The organism is Streptomyces sp. NPDC051219, from assembly GCF_040682335.1.
GTDB lineage: Bacteria > Actinomycetota > Actinomycetes > Streptomycetales > Streptomycetaceae > Streptomyces.
On record NZ_JBFBAS010000048.1, the window covers coordinates 21,179 to 39,744 of the forward strand.

8 protein-coding genes and 2 pseudogenes are annotated in these 18,566 nt (G+C 67.1%); 3 read left to right on the forward strand and 7 right to left on the reverse strand.

Going from position 1 to position 18,566, the window contains the following annotated elements; all coding sequences use genetic code 11:
* Positions 1-80: 80 nt before the first annotated feature.
* Positions 81-1,085: pseudogene (locus AB0M62_RS31600) on the forward strand (DUF4158 domain-containing protein); the annotation flags it as partial.
* 257 nt (positions 1,086-1,342) lie between these two features.
* On the opposite strand, the gene AB0M62_RS31605 reads toward AB0M62_RS31600, so the two are convergent.
* The 7 genes from AB0M62_RS31605 to AB0M62_RS31635 form a co-directional block, all read right to left on the reverse strand.
* A complete protein-coding gene (locus AB0M62_RS31605; RefSeq protein ID WP_366077779.1) occupies positions 1,343-1,825 on the reverse strand; it encodes a hypothetical protein in 483 nt (160 codons plus the stop codon).
* Between the two features lie 467 nt (positions 1,826-2,292).
* Positions 2,293-2,454: a hypothetical protein gene (locus AB0M62_RS31610; RefSeq protein WP_366077780.1), complete on the reverse strand. Its 162-nt coding sequence runs from the start codon at positions 2,452-2,454 to the stop codon at positions 2,293-2,295.
* A gap of 66 nt (positions 2,455-2,520) precedes the next feature.
* Positions 2,521-2,754, reverse strand: coding sequence for a hypothetical protein (locus AB0M62_RS31615; RefSeq protein ID WP_366077781.1), 234 nt, complete (start codon positions 2,752-2,754; stop codon positions 2,521-2,523).
* A 1,267-nt stretch (positions 2,755-4,021) separates the two neighbouring features.
* Positions 4,022-11,029 carry a polymorphic toxin-type HINT domain-containing protein gene (locus AB0M62_RS31620; RefSeq protein WP_366077782.1) on the reverse strand — a complete coding sequence of 2,336 codons (7,008 nt, stop codon included), beginning with the start codon at positions 11,027-11,029 and terminating at the stop codon, positions 4,022-4,024.
* A 171-nt stretch (positions 11,030-11,200) separates the two neighbouring features.
* Positions 11,201-13,480, reverse strand: a complete 2,280-nt coding sequence (locus AB0M62_RS31625; RefSeq protein ID WP_366077783.1) for a LamG domain-containing protein — start codon at positions 13,478-13,480, stop codon at positions 11,201-11,203.
* Complete coding sequence (locus AB0M62_RS31630; RefSeq protein ID WP_366077785.1) at positions 13,477-14,880, reverse strand: hypothetical protein; 1,404 nt, start codon at positions 14,878-14,880, stop codon at positions 13,477-13,479. Before AB0M62_RS31630 ends, AB0M62_RS31625 begins: the two co-directional genes overlap by 4 nt.
* A 492-nt stretch (positions 14,881-15,372) precedes the next feature.
* On the reverse strand, positions 15,373-15,996 hold the full coding sequence (locus AB0M62_RS31635) for a hypothetical protein (RefSeq protein ID WP_366077786.1): 624 nt from the start codon (positions 15,994-15,996) through the stop codon (positions 15,373-15,375).
* Between the two features lie 434 nt (positions 15,997-16,430).
* Between AB0M62_RS31635 and AB0M62_RS31640 the strand changes: the two are divergent.
* Positions 16,431-16,508 (forward strand): annotated as a pseudogene (locus AB0M62_RS31640) (hypothetical protein); the annotation flags it as partial.
* Between the two features lie 299 nt (positions 16,509-16,807).
* On the forward strand, positions 16,808-18,325 hold the full coding sequence (locus tag AB0M62_RS31645; RefSeq protein ID WP_366077787.1) for a restriction endonuclease: 1,518 nt from the start codon (positions 16,808-16,810) through the stop codon (positions 18,323-18,325).
* Positions 18,326-18,566: the final 241 nt, after the last annotated feature.

Genomic DNA, 18,566 nt, shown 5'->3' on the forward strand with positions numbered 1-18,566 from the left:
CCACTGAATCGGCACGATACTCATTCACCCTCGGCGGCCTGCTCGACCTGGTCGTCGAGCAGGCTCTGGGCGATGGCCGCGTAGCGGCTCGCGGCGGTGTGGGACATGACCCGTCGTGCGTGAAGCGGTACACCGAGCGGCCGAAGACGGCGTACGAACACGGGTGGGAGATCCGGGACGCCTACGGGTACCACCCGTACGACGATCCGGAGTGGGGGCGGAGGTTCCGTACGTTCCTGCACGGCCGGGCGTGGATGCACGCGGAGGGGCCGGTCGCGCTGTTCAACCAGGCGGTGGGCTGGCTGCGGCGGAACCGTGTGCTGCTGCCGGGGGTGAGCGTGCTGGCCCGGCAGGTGTCTGAGGTCCGCCGTATCGCGGAGAAGCGCCTGCACGCCACCGTCGCCAGGGCCGCTCACCGGGCGGACCCGGTGCTGCCGGCGGACCTGGTGGCCACGCTGGTGACGCCGGAGGGGGGCCGGTACTCGGAGCTGGAGCGGCTGCGCCGGCCGCCGACGCGGACGACGGGCACCGCGTTCGCGCGGTCGCTGGAGCGGGTCGATGAAATCGGCGCGTTCCAGCTGGGCCGGTTGAAGTTGTCGCAGATCCCGCCGAACCGGCTCGCAGCGCTGGCCCGGTACGGGCTGGGGCCCAAGGCCGCAAGTCTGGAGCGGGCAGCGGAGCCCAAGCGCACGGCGATGCTCGCCGCGGTGATGCGCCACCTGGAGGCGAAGGCGATCGACGAGGCGCTGGACTTGTTCTCGGTGCTGATGGCGACGCGGCTGATCAGCACGGCGAAGCGGGCGACGGACAAGGAGCGGCTGTCGACGCTGCCGCAGCTGGAGAAGGCGTCGCGGACGCTGGCGCGGGCGGCGAAGGTGCTGGTCGAGGCGCACGGCGCGGATCTGGACGCCCTGCTGAACCTCGACGGCGGGGTGAAGCCGGAGATGATCGCCACCGACAACGCCTCGTACTCCGACATCGTGTTCGGCATCTTCCGCATCCTGGGCTACAACTTCAGCCCCGCTTCAAGGACCTGGACGACCAGCGGTTCTGGCGTGCGGCGATGCCTGGCGTGGAGACGGGGACGTACGGGGTACTCCATGACCGCCACGAACCCAAACGCCCGGTGGCTCTTTCCCGGCCGCAGGGCTGGACAGCCCATGACCCCGCACACGCTCGAACTCAGGCTTCGCCACCTGGGCTTCCCCACCCAGCGAGGACGCACGGCGGCCATCCGCCACCTCGTCCTCCAGGCCCCCGCACCCGTGATCGCCCGCATGCTCGGCTACCACGACGACACCACCGCCCAGCTCGCCGCCGAGGCAGGAGGAACCTGGCGGCACTATGCCCCCGGCGACCACTCACGGTGAACACGAGCCCGGGAGCGGTCACCCTCCGGTTGCACGGATCCCGGCGCGCGTAGGGGCTGCGGTCGACTGGTGGAAAGACGTGCGGCCTCGGCGGCCACCCAATCCAGAAGCACATCTGCCAGATCAGAAAGGGATCTTCCTTCGCCGAGAAGGACGAAGCGGCAGTCGAGATGGTCTCCCGGATTATGGGGGTTCAGGATGCCGCAGCGAAGACCCGTACGGTCGATCTGGCCGCCCAAGCAGGTGCTGATCATATTGCGCACGGGGTCTACCAGGCTCGTCCACACCAGCAGGCCGTCTGTCCATAGGACGTCGACGGGGAAGTCCACGCAAAAGTCTTCAGGTTCCGGCGCCCCCCTGGGCCAGCTCGTGACGCGGGCCGCCAGGTGCTCGACCACTGGCCGCCAGTCCTCGCCGAACTCCCAGTCCGTGAGGTACTCGTCGAACGTGCTCATCGGGCCAGTGAATCACCGTTGCGTACGGACTCGCCTGCGCATATCGACTCCACGCCGCCTATCTCGTTGAGGAGGTCAGCCTGGCAGCGCCATGAGCAACTGCAGCCGGGAACACCGATCTCGTTGAGGAGCGCGGACAGGTGAGTCGGGGCGGAACGGCCGACCTGCCCGGCGGCAGGGGAAAGGGGCTGAGACTGGCGGCCACTCACAGTGAGCACAGCCCCCACTGGCGGAGCGCGACTCACGATTACGCGAGGTCGCCAGTGCCGGACCCGTAGAGAACCGCCGCCCGCCGTCGATCTTTTCGGGGGTGAGCGGGTCCTCGGGCCGGCGGATGCGGACGGCCTTGGGCCGGAGCGGCAGGCCGTCGTCCGCCGCGGCGTCCTCGGCTTCGGACAGGGCCCGGTAGAGCGAGGCGGCCGATGGGTTATTGCCCGCGTTCTTCCCGGTCTTGATGACGAGCTTCTTCACGATGCCGAGGACGGGGGGACGCCCTTGTTCTTCAGCGCGACGGCGAAGGTGAGCACGTCGTCGTCGATGACCTCCGGTCGTCCGCCGTGGTTGCCCTTGGCCGCCGCGGTGACCTGGGCCTTCGAGCGTCTTCTCCCGGATGTAGTAGGGCTGGACAAGCGGGATGGAGAGCCGGTCAGCGGCTGAGGCCTTGAGCCCGTCTATATGAGTCCCATGCAGAGTTGTCAGAAGAGGGCGATGGGCTCTGGCACCGGGGTTCCTGCGGCGGTCTCGGGCAACTCGTCCTGATACGCGGTGGCATCAACCGCGGGCACCCGTGCCATGCTGCCCGCGCAGAGCACCAGGGCGCGGCGATTGCGCTTGTGGTCGTGCACGGACACCATCCCCAGCGCACTCGTCGGTGCGCCGGCATAGATGCCGCCGCACACCGGGCACTCGACCCGCGGATACCTCGCCATGGTCCCAGTGTCGTACAGAGCACTGACAGGCGACGGGTCGTGGACAGAGATGACCCCGGTCGATCAGTCGCCGGGCTGGGCTGGTGCGGGAAGCACCGGGCCGCTGTCAGTGGCCGAAGGCGTCTCGGCACAGCGCAGTCACGTAGGGCGCTGCCACACCATCGGATGCGGCGCACACGCTCCTCATCCCGTAGGAGGGGCGCGGCGGGCTCGGTGAGGGCTGAGGCCTGGAGTGCTCGGGCTTCCGGTCAGGAGCCGGGGCCCGCCGCGGCGGATCCGGTGGCACGTACCTCCGCCGCGGCGGTGACGACGGCCCGTCATCGGCCGACCGGTTAGGTGCGTCGGGCTTGGCCGACTTCTCCTTCGTCGGCTTGGTGTCCAGCTCGGCCGGGGCGAGTTCGGCCCGGGCCGGGGGCTGCACGGGAGGCCACTCGACCGGTGCGGGCGAGGGGTGCCCCGCCGGTGCCAGGCTCGGCGTCGGGGGTCGCATCGAGGGGGCCACGGACGTGCATCCGGTCGCGCCCAGCACAACAGCGAGGAGCAGGGGCACGATCCGGCGGGGCATCTTCCCACTCTGGCGCACGTCGCCGGCGGGCCGGGGTCGGCGCGGGGCTGAACCACCGGCACGAGTGACGGTGCGGCCTGCCGAGGGTCGCCTCTTGCCCGGGGCCGGTCCGCGGGCGGCGGTCATGCCTGCCCACGGTCCAGGTACTTCTGCAGACGACTGGCAATGCGGTCCTGGCGGTCTCGCACGTCCTGCGCCTGCTCAACGTCACGGCGCTCGGGTCGACGTCCGTGAACCGCCCCGGTTCGAATGGAGGCTCGATTTCGTGAAAGGATCGAGTCATGGCACGACCTTGAGACCACCAGCCAGCCCGACGACGGCGACGGCCCGCCATTGTGTGCGGCACCCGTCCGTTGACGTTGCCGTCAACTACTGCCGTCAGAGCACGCTGAAGCCCCGCCAGGAGACACCTGACGGGGCTTCGAATTTGCTACCACGACTTTAGGCTGGCGAGCATCTTCACTCCTCAAGGCCAGACTGAAGCCGCTGCCAATCCTCCTGCTGATCACGCCAGGCGGCGCTCGCATATATCGCGGTCTTCGCCTCGGGCAAAGACAGGCCAAGTACACGAGAAGCTACGTAGATTGCTTCGATCGGCGATAGGCCCAGTTCTCGCAGTTCTCGGAATACCGGTTCCCGCTCCACTTGCCCTCGACCCGCGATGCTCGATACCAACCCATCCAGTCGAGACCGATCCATTCTCTAATCTCCTAGGATCTTTGCGACGTCCAAGGTCATCGACCCTGGGCGCTTGTAGATGCTGCCGTCCGGTTTCGGGATATGCCGCTCATAGTTCAGCACGACGGTGCTATACCCCTGGGATCTCGCCTGCTCGGCGATGGAGCTCTTCATCTGCCGGATTGCATCTGGCCCAATCGGGGCGCGACTCAGCCCCTGAGTCCCCTTCGGAAAGACCATCAATCCGTCCAGATGCACGGTGTCTCCGGCCGCTCTGACGGTCGCCATGGCCTCAACCGTCTGCCCTCCAACATCGAATGAACCGTCCCAGATATCTCCGTCGGTGAATGGAGAACAGTTGCTGTTGTGAACGAGTACCGGCGTCTCGCCAGCCAGCACATAGTACGTGTGGAGGTCGTCGACCGTGAGGTTGTACGTTCGCGCGTGCTTACTGAAGGCACGATTCGCCGTCACGATGACGGTGTTGCCGTCATCCGTGCGCAATGTCGTGCCGGACTTTAGATCCCGGGCCTCGACCCAGCGGCCCTCCGACGGTGACCAGAATGGGTGTTCGTGGGTTGCTGTCAGTGTTTCGACGCCATCATCAGTGGCGATGGACAGCTTGTTGAAGTGCTTGTCGTCCTCTGTGATGATGAGGGCGGTTACCTTCCTTGGCCCACTCTCGCCCGTTTCCGGGTCTGTGGCCACCACTTGGTCACCAAGTTCGATCTTCTCGATGTCCTTGGTTGTCCCGTCAGCCATAAGGACGTCGGTACCGGCCAAGAAACACCGAGCGCACGTACGCCCCAAACGGGCACCACGCGATGCGGCGGCGAGCTCTGGAAGAAGTTCCAGGATCGCCTTAGTTGTCCGATAGTCGCGCGCCGCACCTGCGCATTTGGAGGAATTTCTGACGCAGTACGTCGCCGCGATCTCTTTTGCCCCGGCTACGTCCCCAGTGTTTGTTAGATATGCAAATGCTTCGCGACAGGCATCTCGGCCATAGCACGCAATGGCAGTCCTATCGCCGTCTCCGACGATTGACTGCCAATAGTCGCCTCCGTCGACCCGGTAGTAATTCATCCACATTTGCGTCAACCGGTCAGGGTCGTCCGTCCGCGGAAGAAGATCCATCAAAGCATTCTCATCAGCCTCCTGTTGGCTGCTGCCGTCCGCCGTTCCTTGATCGGCGTGGACGCTGTCGCCGCTGGAGGGCTTTTGCTGGTGGGGGGAGCCATCCGGTAGAGGTGTTACTCCGTGGGCGGGGCAGTCGACCTCCGCGCACATTCCCGTGGGGTCGCTGCTGGTGACTGGGGTGTTGTTGGCGTAGCTGTAGCCGTTGAGGGATTGAGGGCTACTGGGGACGAGGAGGGGGTCGACGCTGATGAATTGGCCGATTGCGGGGTCGTATTCTCGGGCGCCGATGTGGGTGAGGCCGGTGGTGGTGTCGGCTGGTTTGCCGAGGAAGGCCTTGTCGTCGGGCCAGGTGGTCGGCTTGGTGCCGCGGGGGGCGCCGAAGGGGGTGGTGTAGCGCTTCGTGACGGCCAGGGTGGTGGCGTCGACGGCGAGGCTTGAGGTGCCGTGATGGTCGGCGGCGAGGAAGTTGAGTTTGGTGCCGATCGTGCCCTTGGTGGCAGTACGTACGGCGATGGTCTGGCCGGCGGCGGTGTAGTAGCGCGTGCCGGACAGGGTTGTGGTGGTGCCCTGCTTGGTGAGGCGGACTTCGGTGGCACCGAGGTAGAGGACTGTGTCGCCGTCGGCTGTGGTGGGGCGGCGGATGAGGAGTTCACCGGCCGCGTCGTAGAGGTAGCTGGTGCCCAGCGCCGGCTTGGTGCCTACTACGGGTTCGGTGGTGGTGGCGAGTTCGCCTTCGGTGTTCCAGGTCAGGGTCTGGGTGGCCTGGGTGCCGGGGCGGGTGGTGGTGTTGCCGGCCTTGTCGTAGGCGTAGGTCTTGGTTGTGGTGCCGGTGACCGTCTTGGCGAGCGGGTGGGGCTGGCCGGTGGTGGTGCCGTATGTGTAGTTGGTGGTGGTGTTTCCTGCGGTCGCGTGCGTCGTTTCGGTGTTGCGCTGGCCGGCGGCTGTGTAGGTGTAGCTGCTCCAGTAGGGGGCTGCGCCGTCGAGGTTGGCGGTGGTGCGGCCGGTGGTGACGCAGTCGGCGGTCCTGGGAGTCCAGGCTTCGGTCAGGCGGCGGTGGCCGTCGTAGGTGAAGCACTGGTTGTCGGTCTTGCCGGTGCCGCCCAGGGTGGACTTGTCGAAGATGGAGGTGACGTTGCCCGCCAGGTCCTGCCGGAACTGGAGGTCCTGCAGGCGGTAGGCGTGAGTGTCGGAGGTGACGAAGGAGTTCTTCAGTCGGCGGGTGCCGGCCTCGTGCTGGTAGCTGAGGTAGAGCTTCTTCGTGGAGGTCGGGTCGGTGGCTAGGCTCAGCTGTGTCAGGTCGCCGAGCGGCGAGTAGCCGGCGCCCTGCAGGTAGCCGGTGGTGCCGCTCGCGGTGAGCTGGAGGCCGACGCCTTTGAAGTTGTATTCGTTGCCGACGATCTCTGAGGCGAGGCCGGCCACGGCCGGGTTGCCGGCCTGCCTTACCGAGCCGTCGAGGTTGTAGAGGGTGCTGAAGGACAGGGTCTGCGGCACACCTGCTGTCACCAGCGGGTCGTCGGCGGGCAGGGTGAGTTTGCTGCCGGTTGCCTGGTAGAGCGGGTCGTATTCGGTGATGGTGCTGGTGAAGGCTTTGCCGGTCACGCCTCCGACGTAGCGGATGGCCTTGTCGGCCTGGCCCTTGGCGAGGGTGTCGTATTCCCATGCGGCCAGTTTGGTGGTGTCGGTTTTGGTGCCGTCCCACAGGCCGGTCTTGCGGCCGAGTTGGTCGTACTCGGTCAGCAGCGTTTTGGTACGGGAGTCGGTGGTGCTGATCGCCTGGTCGAGTGGGTTGTACGCGGTGGTGGTCTTGCCCTTGTCCGGATCGGTCGCTGACGTTTGGCGGCCGAACAGGTCGTAGCCGTAGGACCACTTGGTCTGGTCCGGGCCGGTGATGGTGTCCGGCTGGCCGGCCGGGGTGTAGGTGTAGTCGGTGGTGGTGGGGGTGCCGGTTGGCTGCGGACCTGGGTACTCGCGGCGCTGGGTGGTCTGGCCGAGCGCGTTGGTCACGATTGTGGTCGCCTGGCCGCCGGCCGGGGCGGTGGTGGTGACGGTGCCGCCGGAGTAGGTGGTGTCGATGGTGTGGCGTACGACGTTGTAGTTCTTGGTGACGGCCTTGATGGGCCGGCTGGCGCCGTCGTAGGTGGTGTCGGTCTGGGTGGGTGCGGCGCCGCCCTCGGTCTGCACGAGCGTGCCGGAGGGGGCTTTGTCGTGGGCCCAGATGTCAGCCTGGGCGGAGACTGCCAGTCCGCGCTCGTCGTAGAGGGTCAGCGCGACGACCGTGCCGCCGGACGGGGACGGGGTCTGGACCTGGCGGGGGCGCAGCTGGGCGTCGTAGATCGCGTAGGTGGTGTTGTAGCCGGAGGCGTCGCCCTTGAGCGCGGCGGTGGACACCCAGGGCATGTCGGTGGCGGTGACGCTGTAGGCGTGGACGTAGTTGGGCGTCTTGCCCAGTTCCCTGTCACGGTTGGGCAGCCAGACCTTGGTGGTGCGGCCCAGCGCGTCGTATTCGGTCTCGGTGACGTTGCCGTTGGGGTCGGTCACCTTCGTCGGCGCGCCGGTGGCAAAGTTGACGAGCGTGGTGGTCTTGTGGAGGTTGGCGTTCTCCAGCGTCATGGATGTCAGCGGGCCGGTGGCCACGGGGGCGTACGTGGTCGTGGCGGTGACGGTGTCGTTGGTGTCCTTGACGGTGGTGGGGCGGCCGAGAGTGTCGTACGCGGTGGTTGACGTCTTCTGCCAGACCGGGGCGTCGGCGGTGGTGTAGGCCTGGGCGCGGCCGGTCCACTTCACTTCGCCCTTGGTGGGCTGCTGCGTCTCGGTCCAGGTGGTGGAGTCGTAGGCGATGGCCGTGTCGGAGATGACGTTGCCGGGCGTCGTGGAATTGCTCGGCAGGTCGAGGTTCGCATCCGTGATGGTGCACGGGTCGGCGACCGGCGCGGTCTTGAGGTTGGAGGTGACGCGGGTGCGGGAGACGAGGTTGTTGATGCCCACGATGTCGTTGCGGGCGTACCAGGTGCGGGTGCAGGTTTCGTCGCCGCTGATGGTGGCCTTGTCGCCGCTGTCCCAGACGGTGACCGGCATGCCGTAGTCGTCGAAGGTGGTGGTCGTGGTGCGCAGGCGCCAGGACGGGGTGCCGGTGGTGTTGAGGTTGGTGCGGGCGTTGACGGCGGAGACCCGGACGAAGTACGCCTCGGTGTCGGCGTAGGACTTGTGCTGAATAGCCGTCCGCTTGGTCCAGGCGCTGTTGACGGTGTCGGATACCGGGACGTCGCCGTTGTAGACGACGGTCTCGCGGGTGAACCCGGCGAACGGGTCGAGGTCGGTGGCTGTGCCGGCGAGGATGCCGCCGACGGTGACGGTCTTGCGCCTGTCGGGGTCGAGGGCTGTGCCGTCAGGGGTCAGGACGCGGTCGCCGTTCATGCCGCGCAGGTAGATCGTGACGGTCTTGGATCGCGGCTTGCCGTCCCGGCCGGCGCCGGTGAAGTGGGTGACGCGTCCGAAGCCGCGCCACAGGGACCAGGTGCGTTCCTTCTCCTTGGTCATCGGGTCGTTGTTGTAGTGCCAGGCGCCGCCGCCCTCGTACTGGTAGGTGTGCTCGACAGCTTCGGAGCCGCCCTTGGGGTCGGTGACCACGGCCATGACCGGGTACTTGTGGAACCAGTCGAGGATGGGGTCCGGTCCTCCGTTGGGGGACCACCAGACCGGGTAGCAGCGCCGGGTGTTCTCATCAGCCCGGGGCATCGTCTGCCCGGCGACGCAGTCCTGCGGCAAGTAGCTGATGGTCGTCTCGGCTCCGGTCTCGGATGTGACGGCGACCAGGCGCGGCTTGTAGAAGGGCAGGATGTTGTCGCTGCCGCTGTCGACGCGGTTGGCGAGGAACTCGTGGTAGAACGTGACCGGGTCGAGGGTGAGGGCGGTGCCGCGGTTGCCGGTGTGGCGGATCTCGTCCAGCCACAGGGACTGGTCGGTGGAGTCACCGGTGTCGCCCGGGTCGAGGTACGTCTGCTTGAGCGCCCAGGTGTCGACTTCCGCGTAGGCCGGGGTGGTGGCGGCCGCGTCCCAGGCATGGGTGATGACGCCGGTCATCCGCTTGCGCGTGAAGAACGACGGGCCGACGTTGCCGGTGCACTTGTCGCCGGTGTTGCACACCGCGTCCAGCGGCACGTCCGGCCAGTTGTCACGGGTGTCCTCGTTCAGAGACGAACAACCGGGAGCCGCGGCCACACACCGCTCGACGTAGCCGAAGGTGACCTTGTTCGAGGCGGCGGGGGTGGCGGAGAACAGGGCCCCGGCGCGCTGTCCGTAGCGGACTTCCTTCAGGTAGCCGCCGCGGGTGTAGGCGGTGCCGGTGGTGTCGTCGCCGAGCTTGTCGTAGTTGTTCTCCTCGGCCTCATACCAGTAGGTCATGGCGTTGTCGTGGGTATCGACGACGTAGTCGAGGTTCCACCGCCAGGCCTGCTGCTTGTCCCTGCCCGAGAAACTGGTGCCGTCCGCATAGCCCGGCTCGCCAGCGTCGTCGCCGAAGACCGGCACGGTCCATACCGACTGAGTACGGTCGGTAGCTGCTGCGCCGTCGAGTTTGTTGAGGCCGAAAACGTACTTGGTGCCGTCACCGGTGGTAACCGTCCAGTGTTCGCCGTTGTCGTCACCGTTGTCCGCTCCGGTGGAGTGGGTGACGGTAGAGGCGTCGTCGTTCTTCAGCCGCCACACACCGCTGGTGTCGTCCTTGACCAGCTCAGTCGCTTTACCGTTCAGGACCAGGGAGGCGTTCTCGTACTTCCAGCACAGGTCGAACTTGTCGTCCTGGCCGTCGTCTTCGCAGGAGCCGTACTTGCGCTCGATGTACGACGAGGTCAGGTCGAAGCCCTCGCCAATGACGGTGCCCTGGTTGTTGGTGGAGGCGGTGCGGCCGTCGACGCTGCCGGAGTCGTAGGAGATCGACAGGTCCGGCTTGGGGCCGGCCGCGGACGGCGGCACCCGCAGCGGGTAGGACCAGGTGAACGATCCGGACGAGCCACCGGCCTCCCATGTCGACGACGCGGCGAGCGGGGTCGCCTTGAAGTCACCCGAAGCCGAGCTGTCGCCGGCCGCCAGTGCCAGCACCATCGTCTGCCCGGCCGGGCCGGCCGCCTTCGCACCCGCCGGGGCTCCTGCCGTGGCGGGGGTGCGGGCGGCGGTGGTGAACGCCACGGGCGCGGTCAGGCGTTCGTCGCGCCGGTGGTTAATGAAGTCAAGCGGCGTACGGGTACGGCACTTCGCCGCACCGGGGTTGCTCAACGCACAGTTGGGCAGGCGCTGGAGCTTCAGGCGGCCGGCCCAGTCACCGCCGTAGGCGGAGGCGAAAGCCGAGTAGTCGACGCCGATTTCGGCGGAACCACCCCTGGCCGGGCCGGTCACCGTCAGGACCAGGCCCTTGACCCCGAGCTTGGCGGCCTGCTCCTGGTCCAGCACCTGCACGGTGGCAGAGCCCGCAGCCGGGGCCTGCCGCTTGCCCTTGGCCACCTTGGCCCCAGGCGACAAGGTCACCGGCAGCGCGCCAGGCGTGGCCTTGGCGGTGCCGGTCGCGGGCAAGGTCAGCTGCGCCTTGCCGGCCTTGGGCCAGGTGACACTCCTGGCCTGGTCCTTCGCCGCGCGCTTGGTCGCTGCCCGGTCGGCGGCCGCCGCCTTCTTGAGCACTGCGGCGGTCTTCTTGTTCACCTTCTCCGGGAACGGCACGACTTTGTCGGCCCGGTGCGCCGGCAGTTTCGGCCGCCCCAGCGGATCGGGATCATCGGCAAACGCGACCGGAGTCAACAGACCCGGAAGCAAGGTGAAGCCGACCACGGCGGCAATCCGCCGTGTCCAGCGGAGTTGTCCCGGTCTCCGACCGCCCTTGCGTATGGCCGCCCCGAACCTGTTCATCCTGTTCCGCTCCCTGAAGTACCGCCCGAAGGCGGCACGCACCCGCCGGTCCCAGCAGGTGCTAGGAACGGAGTCCGTGATGGTGAAAGGCAATGCGTGGAACTGCGGGCCGGTGTTCCAGCCCGTCGCCGGGCGGCAGCCTCTACGCTGGCTGCCGCCCGGTATACGTGATTACACGCTTGATCCGGTGACTTGGGAGTCAATCTGATCTTTGGCCATGGCTCCAGTCCAGATACGCATCTCCTGCAGTGCGCCGGGCAGATGGTGGCCAGTGATCCCGCCTGCGGAGCCTTGGCCGGCAGCGAGAGAACCTGAGCCCTGCATCGGCGTCGTAAAGCTCGCCTTCTCCTCAGCCGTCTGCTCCGCGGCCCCGAGGTAGAGGTAGGTCTTGCCAAAGCCGTCGTCGGTGCTCTTGGCGGCCGCGTCGAAGACGCCCGTCACCTGGACATGCTCATCCAGGACTGCCGCGGCCATGGACGTCACCGATGCAGTCTCGACCATGTTGCCGACGGTATCCGTGGCGGTCCGTCCGAAGCGCCACACATATTTGGCGGTGGAAACCTTCTCCGCCCACAGTGCCCACGAGGACTCGCCGGCACCGGGGGCTGCCTGGCCGAAGATCTGGGCCCGGTAGCCGACGGGCTTGCCCGCGAGTTGCAGGCTGTCGAGCCTCACTCGGGCCGTGACAGTGAACGAGCCTGTCTCGTCGATCGCCGGGCCACTACTACTCATGTAGCTGGAGGAGCCGTTGAGCACCACCTCGTCGTTGGGCTCGTTGACGACTGCCGCCGAGAAGAGCTTCATACCGGCTGCCTGGTAGCGAGAGGCGTCAGCAAGTTCCGTCGCGTCTGCGGTAGCGGATTCCGCTTCCCAACGGCGAACCAGTTCCGTGGCCCGCACCCCTGCTTCCGTCAGTGCGCCCTCGAGGCGGATCTCCTCTTCTGACATGGCGCGCTTCCAGATCGCGACCTCGTCGATCCGGCCCATGAAGTACTGGCCATAGACGCCGGCGACCTTCGTCCGGCCGAACTCGACCGGGCCCGAAGCCGTCCACGCCTCATACGCGAATGCGACGGCGGCCAGCTTCACCGGCGCACCTTGAGGGCTGCCGTTGATGAAGAGCTGGATCGTGTCGTTCGTCCTGTCGGCGTCACCCTGGGTGTTGAACACACCGGTCAGGTGGGTCCACACCCGCAGGGGCGGACTTTCGGCGACCGCGGCAGAGCGCACCGTGACAGAAGCGCCTGCCCGGTCGTGGTCGGTGCGGCTGAACTCCCACCACTTGGCCGAAGCCGAGTAAGACAGGGCGAAAGCGGTGCCGTTGCTGCCTGGGGCGGACAGGACCGTGCGAGCCTGCGAGGCGTCGGTCAGGTAGGCCCACGCCGAAACGGTGAACGAGTTCTTGGTGTCCACCACAGGCGCCGACGTGGAGGCGTGCCCGGTCCGCTGTGCGGGGTCAGCAATCGTGTCGTTGAGCTGCAGTGAGTAGTCGCCCTCACCTCGGCGGCTCATGGCCGACCACGTCGCCGACTGTGCCACCGGTGCGTGCACGGTGATGTCGTGCTTGACGCCCTCGGTGGTGCTGTCGGCGGTGCTGGGCACAGTCGAGCCCGAAGTTGTGCCGTCTGCGGCGAAGCGCCAGCGGCCCATCGGCCCCTGCGCGGTGGCTACCTGGAAGACAAACCGGGCCTCACCACCCCACCGCGCCCGGCCCTGGCCGTCCAGGTCGCTCGCCTCGACCACGAGCGTTTGCGTGCCAGCGTGCAGTGGCGTGACATCGTTGACTGTCACGGTCGATCCCGCGACCACCTTGCCGCCGGACTGCGGGGTGGGTTCCAGGCGCCACCGGTAGCTCTTGATGTCGGCGGCGGCGTCACCCGGTGCGAACGTGAAGTCGCCCGGGATGCCGGGCCCGCCCGTCGCCTCGCAGTCGGTGCAGTCGCTGTACGGAAGCCCACTGGTGATCTTCGGGGGGACCGGAACGGTCGTATCGATCCTGAAGTGGCACGGCGCCGAGAACGCGCCGGACAGCCTCGACGTGACTCCGCCTGTGGTCCAGTAGGACTGCGTGAGGGTCTTCAGCCGGTACACCCCGTTCTCCACCAGCGCTGCGGTATTGAGCGACTCCTCCATTCCGTCCATGACGAACCCGGATGCCGGAGACGTAGCAGTCCAGGCACCCACCCAGGTGCCGTCGGGTTTCTGCTTCTCGACGGCGAAGTAGGCGCGCAGCGAGCCGCGGAACTCGCCCTCATTCGTCTTCGGCTGCACCAGTGTCTGCACCGTGGCTCTTACGCTCGGGTTCACCACGGTGACGACCGCGGCGTCGGCGACTGTCTTCGCGCAGCTGTACGTCGTGCCTGTGCCGGTGGCGACACCGACGCCTGTGGTCATGCCGGGCTTGGGGACGTAGATGACCTGCAGTTCGGCGTTCTCGTTGAACCGCTTCACGCCCGCGGGTCCGTCTCATCCTTCGCCTTCAGCATCAGCGTCAACCGGGCGATGCCGCCATCAGCGAAGGTCTGCACCGTCGAGGAGAGATTCTCGTCCGTTTCGGCGGAGCTGTCGTTGAACTCCACCCACGAATCGGGCTGCGACGGGCTGCAGTTGTCCCCGCGGCCGGCCGAAATGTTCGTGTCGCCGATGTGGTCCAGCACCGACGGCCCCGGCCAGCGGGTGCCCTCGGAGATGTTGTTGGTCCGCTTCAAATCCACCCAGTGCGCAGTGCAGTTAAACGACCACGTCTCATACGCACGGAACGTCGCATCGATGATCTTCTTGCCGGTCAGCTTGGTCGGCGCGAACTCGAACAGGATGCGGTTCACATAGCCGTTGCCGCAGTAGTAGCCATCGGCGCTGCCGCACTTACCGAGACCGTAATCACCGTCGAAAGCCCAGAACCGGTCCCCATCCGAAGACAGGACCGTGCGCTCCGAGTGACCCGCCCCCATCGGCGGGTCGATGAAGACCGGGTAGACCGTCTCCTCGCCGCGCAGCAGCTCCAGGTCGGGCTCGACCGTGACCGCACCTTCTTCCACCTTCACCGGAAGGATGGAGCTGGCGTCGCCGTCGCCGGGCCGTGCGCTCTCATCGACCGGCGGCTCCTCCGCGGTCTGCGCCTGGGCCGGGGGAAGGGACCTCAGGGTCCGAGACGCTCGCTCGCCGGATGCCGTGGAGCCGGCGGAGTCCCACATCAGCCCGGCCGGACCCTTGAAGACAGTGTTGCCGTCCCCGTCGACCGCCCGGATACCGCCGCCCGCACCCGGCTCGATCCGCAGACCATCGCCCGCCGCGGCCAGCTTGATCTCCTCCAGGGCCGGATTTGCCGCCGCCGCAGCCGACTTGACCACCAGCACTTCCCTGAAGCCCTCGGCCGTCGCCGTCAGCTTCAGGTCCACACCCTCCAGTACCTCGGGATAGGTAGCCGTGTCCCCGTTCAGCTGCGGCTGCGGCAGCTGGCCGGGCCAGCCCAGCGTGAGCGCGCCACGGTCATTGCTCAGCCGGATGAGGTCCTTACCGCTGCCGCCACCGGAGAACGCGAGATGGACCACCGCGGCCTTCGGGCCTACCGTGCCGTCCACCCGCCGCTCCAGCGTCGCATCCACACTTTCCCACGACCCGTCATCCGCTCTCACCCGCTGCGGGGTTGTCGACTGCGTTAGCGTGAACGTGCCATCCGGGTTCGCCATCGTCTGCGTGTACTCGGTGCGCTCCGCCACCACCTCGACCGGCTCACCCGAAGCCGCAGCCAGCGCCGACGGAGACTCCCCCGCACCCGAGGACGAGGCCGCCTGCTGTGCCGTGTCGGCGCTCAACGCGACCGCCGGCGAACCACCCGCTACCAGCGCCATCCCCAGCACAGTTCCCATGACACGGCCCAACAGCCGTCGTCTGCCCGCAGGCATAGCCCACCCCACCCCTTCGGGGCCTCCCCAGACCCACATACAGAAAAGCGGTCTCGTGAAAGACCGCGAAGGGAACTGTAAACAGTCTTGGGGAACACGATCAATAGACTTCCGGGACAGAAACATGCACGTCAGGAAGCTGCACGCTCCGCGAACCAGCCCTAAGCGGCGATCACCAGGACGCACCAACAACCCGAACACCCCCGGCCAAGGCACCACGCAGCGCCTTGCGCTGGGCCGGCAGACAAGAACGGCATCACGGCCAGCGAGAGCGTGGCGATGCCGATGGGTGCTGGTCCCGGCGTCCGGACCAAGGCCACCTGCATACGCGAAGGGGCCCGGGGGCAATCCCCCGGGCCCCCGACCACGTAGATCCGTACGACGGCTACGGCTGCGCGCCGTGCGGCTCTGAAACGGTGGGCACAGCGCTGACCCTTCTTAACGCGCGGCTTCGGTGAGCTTGGTCAGTTGTTTGTTCACGACGTCGCTTGGTACGACAGCGTGGCCGTCACGTTTGATGTTTGCGGCCTGGAATGTTGCGACGGTTGTGCCCGCGCGCACCACGATGACCGTCATCGGCACCTTCAGCGGCTTTACGCCTTCCGATGAGACCACTTGAAGCAGCCGGAAGGACACGGACTCGTCGCCGAGTTCCGGATCCGGCAGAGGTGTGACGGCCTCATAAGCGAAGCCGAACGCCTGCGTGAAGGCCTTGCAGGAGCGTACTGCGGTCTGCACCTGCTGAATCATCCCCGCGGCCTCCGTGGGCGTGTGCGAGGCCAACGCCATTGAACCCCCGTGGTCGCCTTCCGCGGAGCCGATCACCTGCTTGACACGGGCCTTGGGCAGGATCCAGCTCGCCAGACCGGCCGAGTCCGCGACCGCTTGGCAGGGAGCGGGGTCCACCGCTGACCGTTCGGTCGAGATCGGATCCAGCAACGCATCAAATGCACGCTTGGGAAGATCTTCTCTGGAGACGGCAGCCTGCTCCAGCTCGCGCTGCCCCAGCACTTTCCCGCTTACCGCAATCGGTGTGTCAGGCCGTTGAGACCTCTCGGCCACCTCCGTCTTCCCTGCGGCACCCCCGCATCCGGCCGTGAACGCCGTTGCAGCCAAACAGCCCGCAAGCACACGCTGCGGTATCCCGAATCTCAAGCCCACCCCACCCATCAACAAAATCGATACCCGGCCGGCTGCATCACCTGGAGGTCGTCTGCGACAACAAGCCCCACCACACAGCAGCCCGAGCCGCCCGGCACCGGATGTGCCGGGCTCGTCAAGCAGCGTCATCACTTCTAAGCAGCGGGACGCTGGCGCAGGCCAGCGTGACAGTATGCCTCTCCGCACAGGCACCGCCCCTGATCACTCCGCAGCATGGGCCTGTCTGGTGCCTTGATTGCAATCCCGGAACGCGCCGGATCTGGCACTTCACTACGAAAAGACGGCAGGAACAGCGCGCCTCACCCTGAGAGGCAGCGGCGAGTTGGTTCGCTACGGCCGTCCGGCGCCTGCCCGGCCAGCCCGGCGTCACAGCCCGCCTGTATGCAGACCTCCGACGAACCGATCCCCCCTGACCCGGCGGGGCATGCGCTGACCGCGCCAGCAAGGCAGGAGGGACGACTCAGGCCGGCTTCCGACGAAGGCCACCAGTCCAAGCCCAGTGCGGTGCGATTCGTCGAGCAGTCGCGCCAGGGGGCCGAGGTGACTCTCTGAGCTGAACAGGACCGGCCTGCCGGACAATCGGCGTCAGGTCGGGCGGCCATTCCCCAGCCTGCCCGCCGATCCGCCCGTAGCATCGCGGAGCGGTCGCCGAGAGTATTCACCTTGCACGGTGGGCAGTTCTGCCAGGTCGGACCATGGCCGAGGGGGGAGCATGGCGCGGAAGAAGTCACTCGCGGCCCAGCTGATGCAGGCATACCGCGATGCGCAGAAGGCGAAGTCTGCCGAGCTGAAACGCCAGCAGCAGGAGCAGGACCGGCTGGTTCGCGCCGCTGAGCAAGAACGGCTTCGACGTGAGCGCGAGAAGGCCAAGCAGGAGCGTGAGCAGGCGCAGGCGTGGGCCCGCGCGCATAAGGAGAAGAAGCGTCTGGACACCGAGGAGGCCCGTCGGGCGCAGCAGGTGGTGCTGGATCTGGAAAAGCGGCAGGCGGCTCGGGAACGGGAGGCGGAGCAGCGAAAGAGGGACTCAGCGCTGCAAGCGGCGGAGGCAGCGCGCATAGCCAAGCAGCGTGCGAGTGAACAGCTGCGCGGGGAGGCGGTGGAGCGCACCGCGGCCGTGCAGGAACAGGTGGAGCAGCTGCAGTCGGCCCTTCTGCGGCGACCGCAGGGGCTGCACGTCCACCGCATTGCGGTGGAAGAGGCTCTGCTGCAGGACGGGCCGGACGGCTTGATGAACGCCGTCGATGGTGCACTTGCCCAGGTGGTCTATCCGGCGGGGCTGCGCGGCGTGTGGCGATCGGCGTTCGCTCCCGAGACGCGGCAGCTGCTTCTTGAGATCGACCTACCCGGCCAGGACGTCGTGCCGACGGTGGCGCAGTACCGCTACAAGGCCTCGGCGCCGCCGGCTGTTGTGCCGCAGCCGCGCAAGGAAGCCGAGGTCAAAGAGTTGTACCGGACTCTGGTGGCACGGCTTGCACTGCGGGCGATCGATGAGGCCTTCGCCGTCACTCCCCCGTCGTTGGTGGACGTGGTGGCATTCAACGGGCATGCGCATTCCAAAGACCGCGCCACGGGCAAGGCGATCAGGCCCTGCCTGGTCAGCGTCCGCTCCAGCCGTGAGACGTTCGAGGACCTGGTGCTGGACGAGCCCGAACTCGACCCGGTGCAGTGCCTTCGGCACCTCAACGCGGTGGTCTCCCAGCACCCTTACGATCTCGAGCCGGTACGCCCTGTGGTCACCTTCGACCTCAAGAAGTACAAGCTCGCGCCGGAGGTCGACGTCGTCGCCGGCCTCGACAGCCGTCCCGACCTCGTCGTCCTGGACCCCATCGAGTTCGAGCACCTGATCCGGCGCCTGTTCGAAGAGATCGGCCTCAAGGCCTGGGTCACCCAGGCATCCCGCGACGATGGCGTGGACGCAGTCGCCACCAACGAGGACCCCATCATAGGCGGCCTGTGCATCATCCAGGCCAAACGCACGAAGAACACAGTCCCCGCCGAAGCGGTCCGCGCGCTGGCCGGCGTCATGCACGACAAAGCCGCCGCCAAGGGCATCCTCGTCACCACCGCCTGGTACGGCAAAGCCAGTCACGACTTCGCCCAACGCACCGGCCGTATGGAACTCATCGACGGCCGCGGCCTCAAAGCCCTCCTCCTCGAACACCTCGGCATCGACGCCCTTATCGGCCTGCCCAAACTCCCACCAGGCTGGGACACCCGCGACCTCAGCTGAGATCGGGCACGCGGAGGCCAAGCGTCGACCTTCGCCACGTACGGGACTGTAAGAAGCCGTATCTCAACCGATCATGGAACGTGCAAGTCGAACGGGTTTCCCGCCGGGGTGATCTTCTGGCGGTCGGCGCATGAAGGCAGGGCCCCTTGGTAGTCATCCCGGGCCCTGTCGGTCCCGCCCCGTGGCCGGGAAAATCGGGGCTGGTGCCCGTCCGGAGGACGTCGATAGAGCTTGGTGCCGA

What these genes read in the sequence shown, in the direction of transcription:
- AB0M62_RS31605 (WP_366077779.1), bottom strand. Translation starts at nt 1,825, where the DNA reads ATGAGCACGTTCGACGAGTACCTCACGGACTGGGAGTTCGGCGAGGAC.
- AB0M62_RS31615 (WP_366077781.1), bottom strand. Translation starts at nt 2,754, where the DNA reads ATGGCGAGGTATCCGCGGGTCGAGTGCCCGGTGTGCGGCGGCATCTAT.
- AB0M62_RS31620 (WP_366077782.1), bottom strand. Translation starts at nt 11,029, where the DNA reads ATGAACAGGTTCGGGGCGGCCATACGCAAGGGCGGTCGGAGACCGGGA.
- AB0M62_RS31630 (WP_366077785.1), bottom strand. Translation starts at nt 14,880, where the DNA reads ATGGCGCTGGTAGCGGGTGGTTCGCCGGCGGTCGCGTTGAGCGCCGAC.
- AB0M62_RS31645 (WP_366077787.1), top strand. Translation starts at nt 16,808, where the DNA reads ATGGCGCGGAAGAAGTCACTCGCGGCCCAGCTGATGCAGGCATACCGC.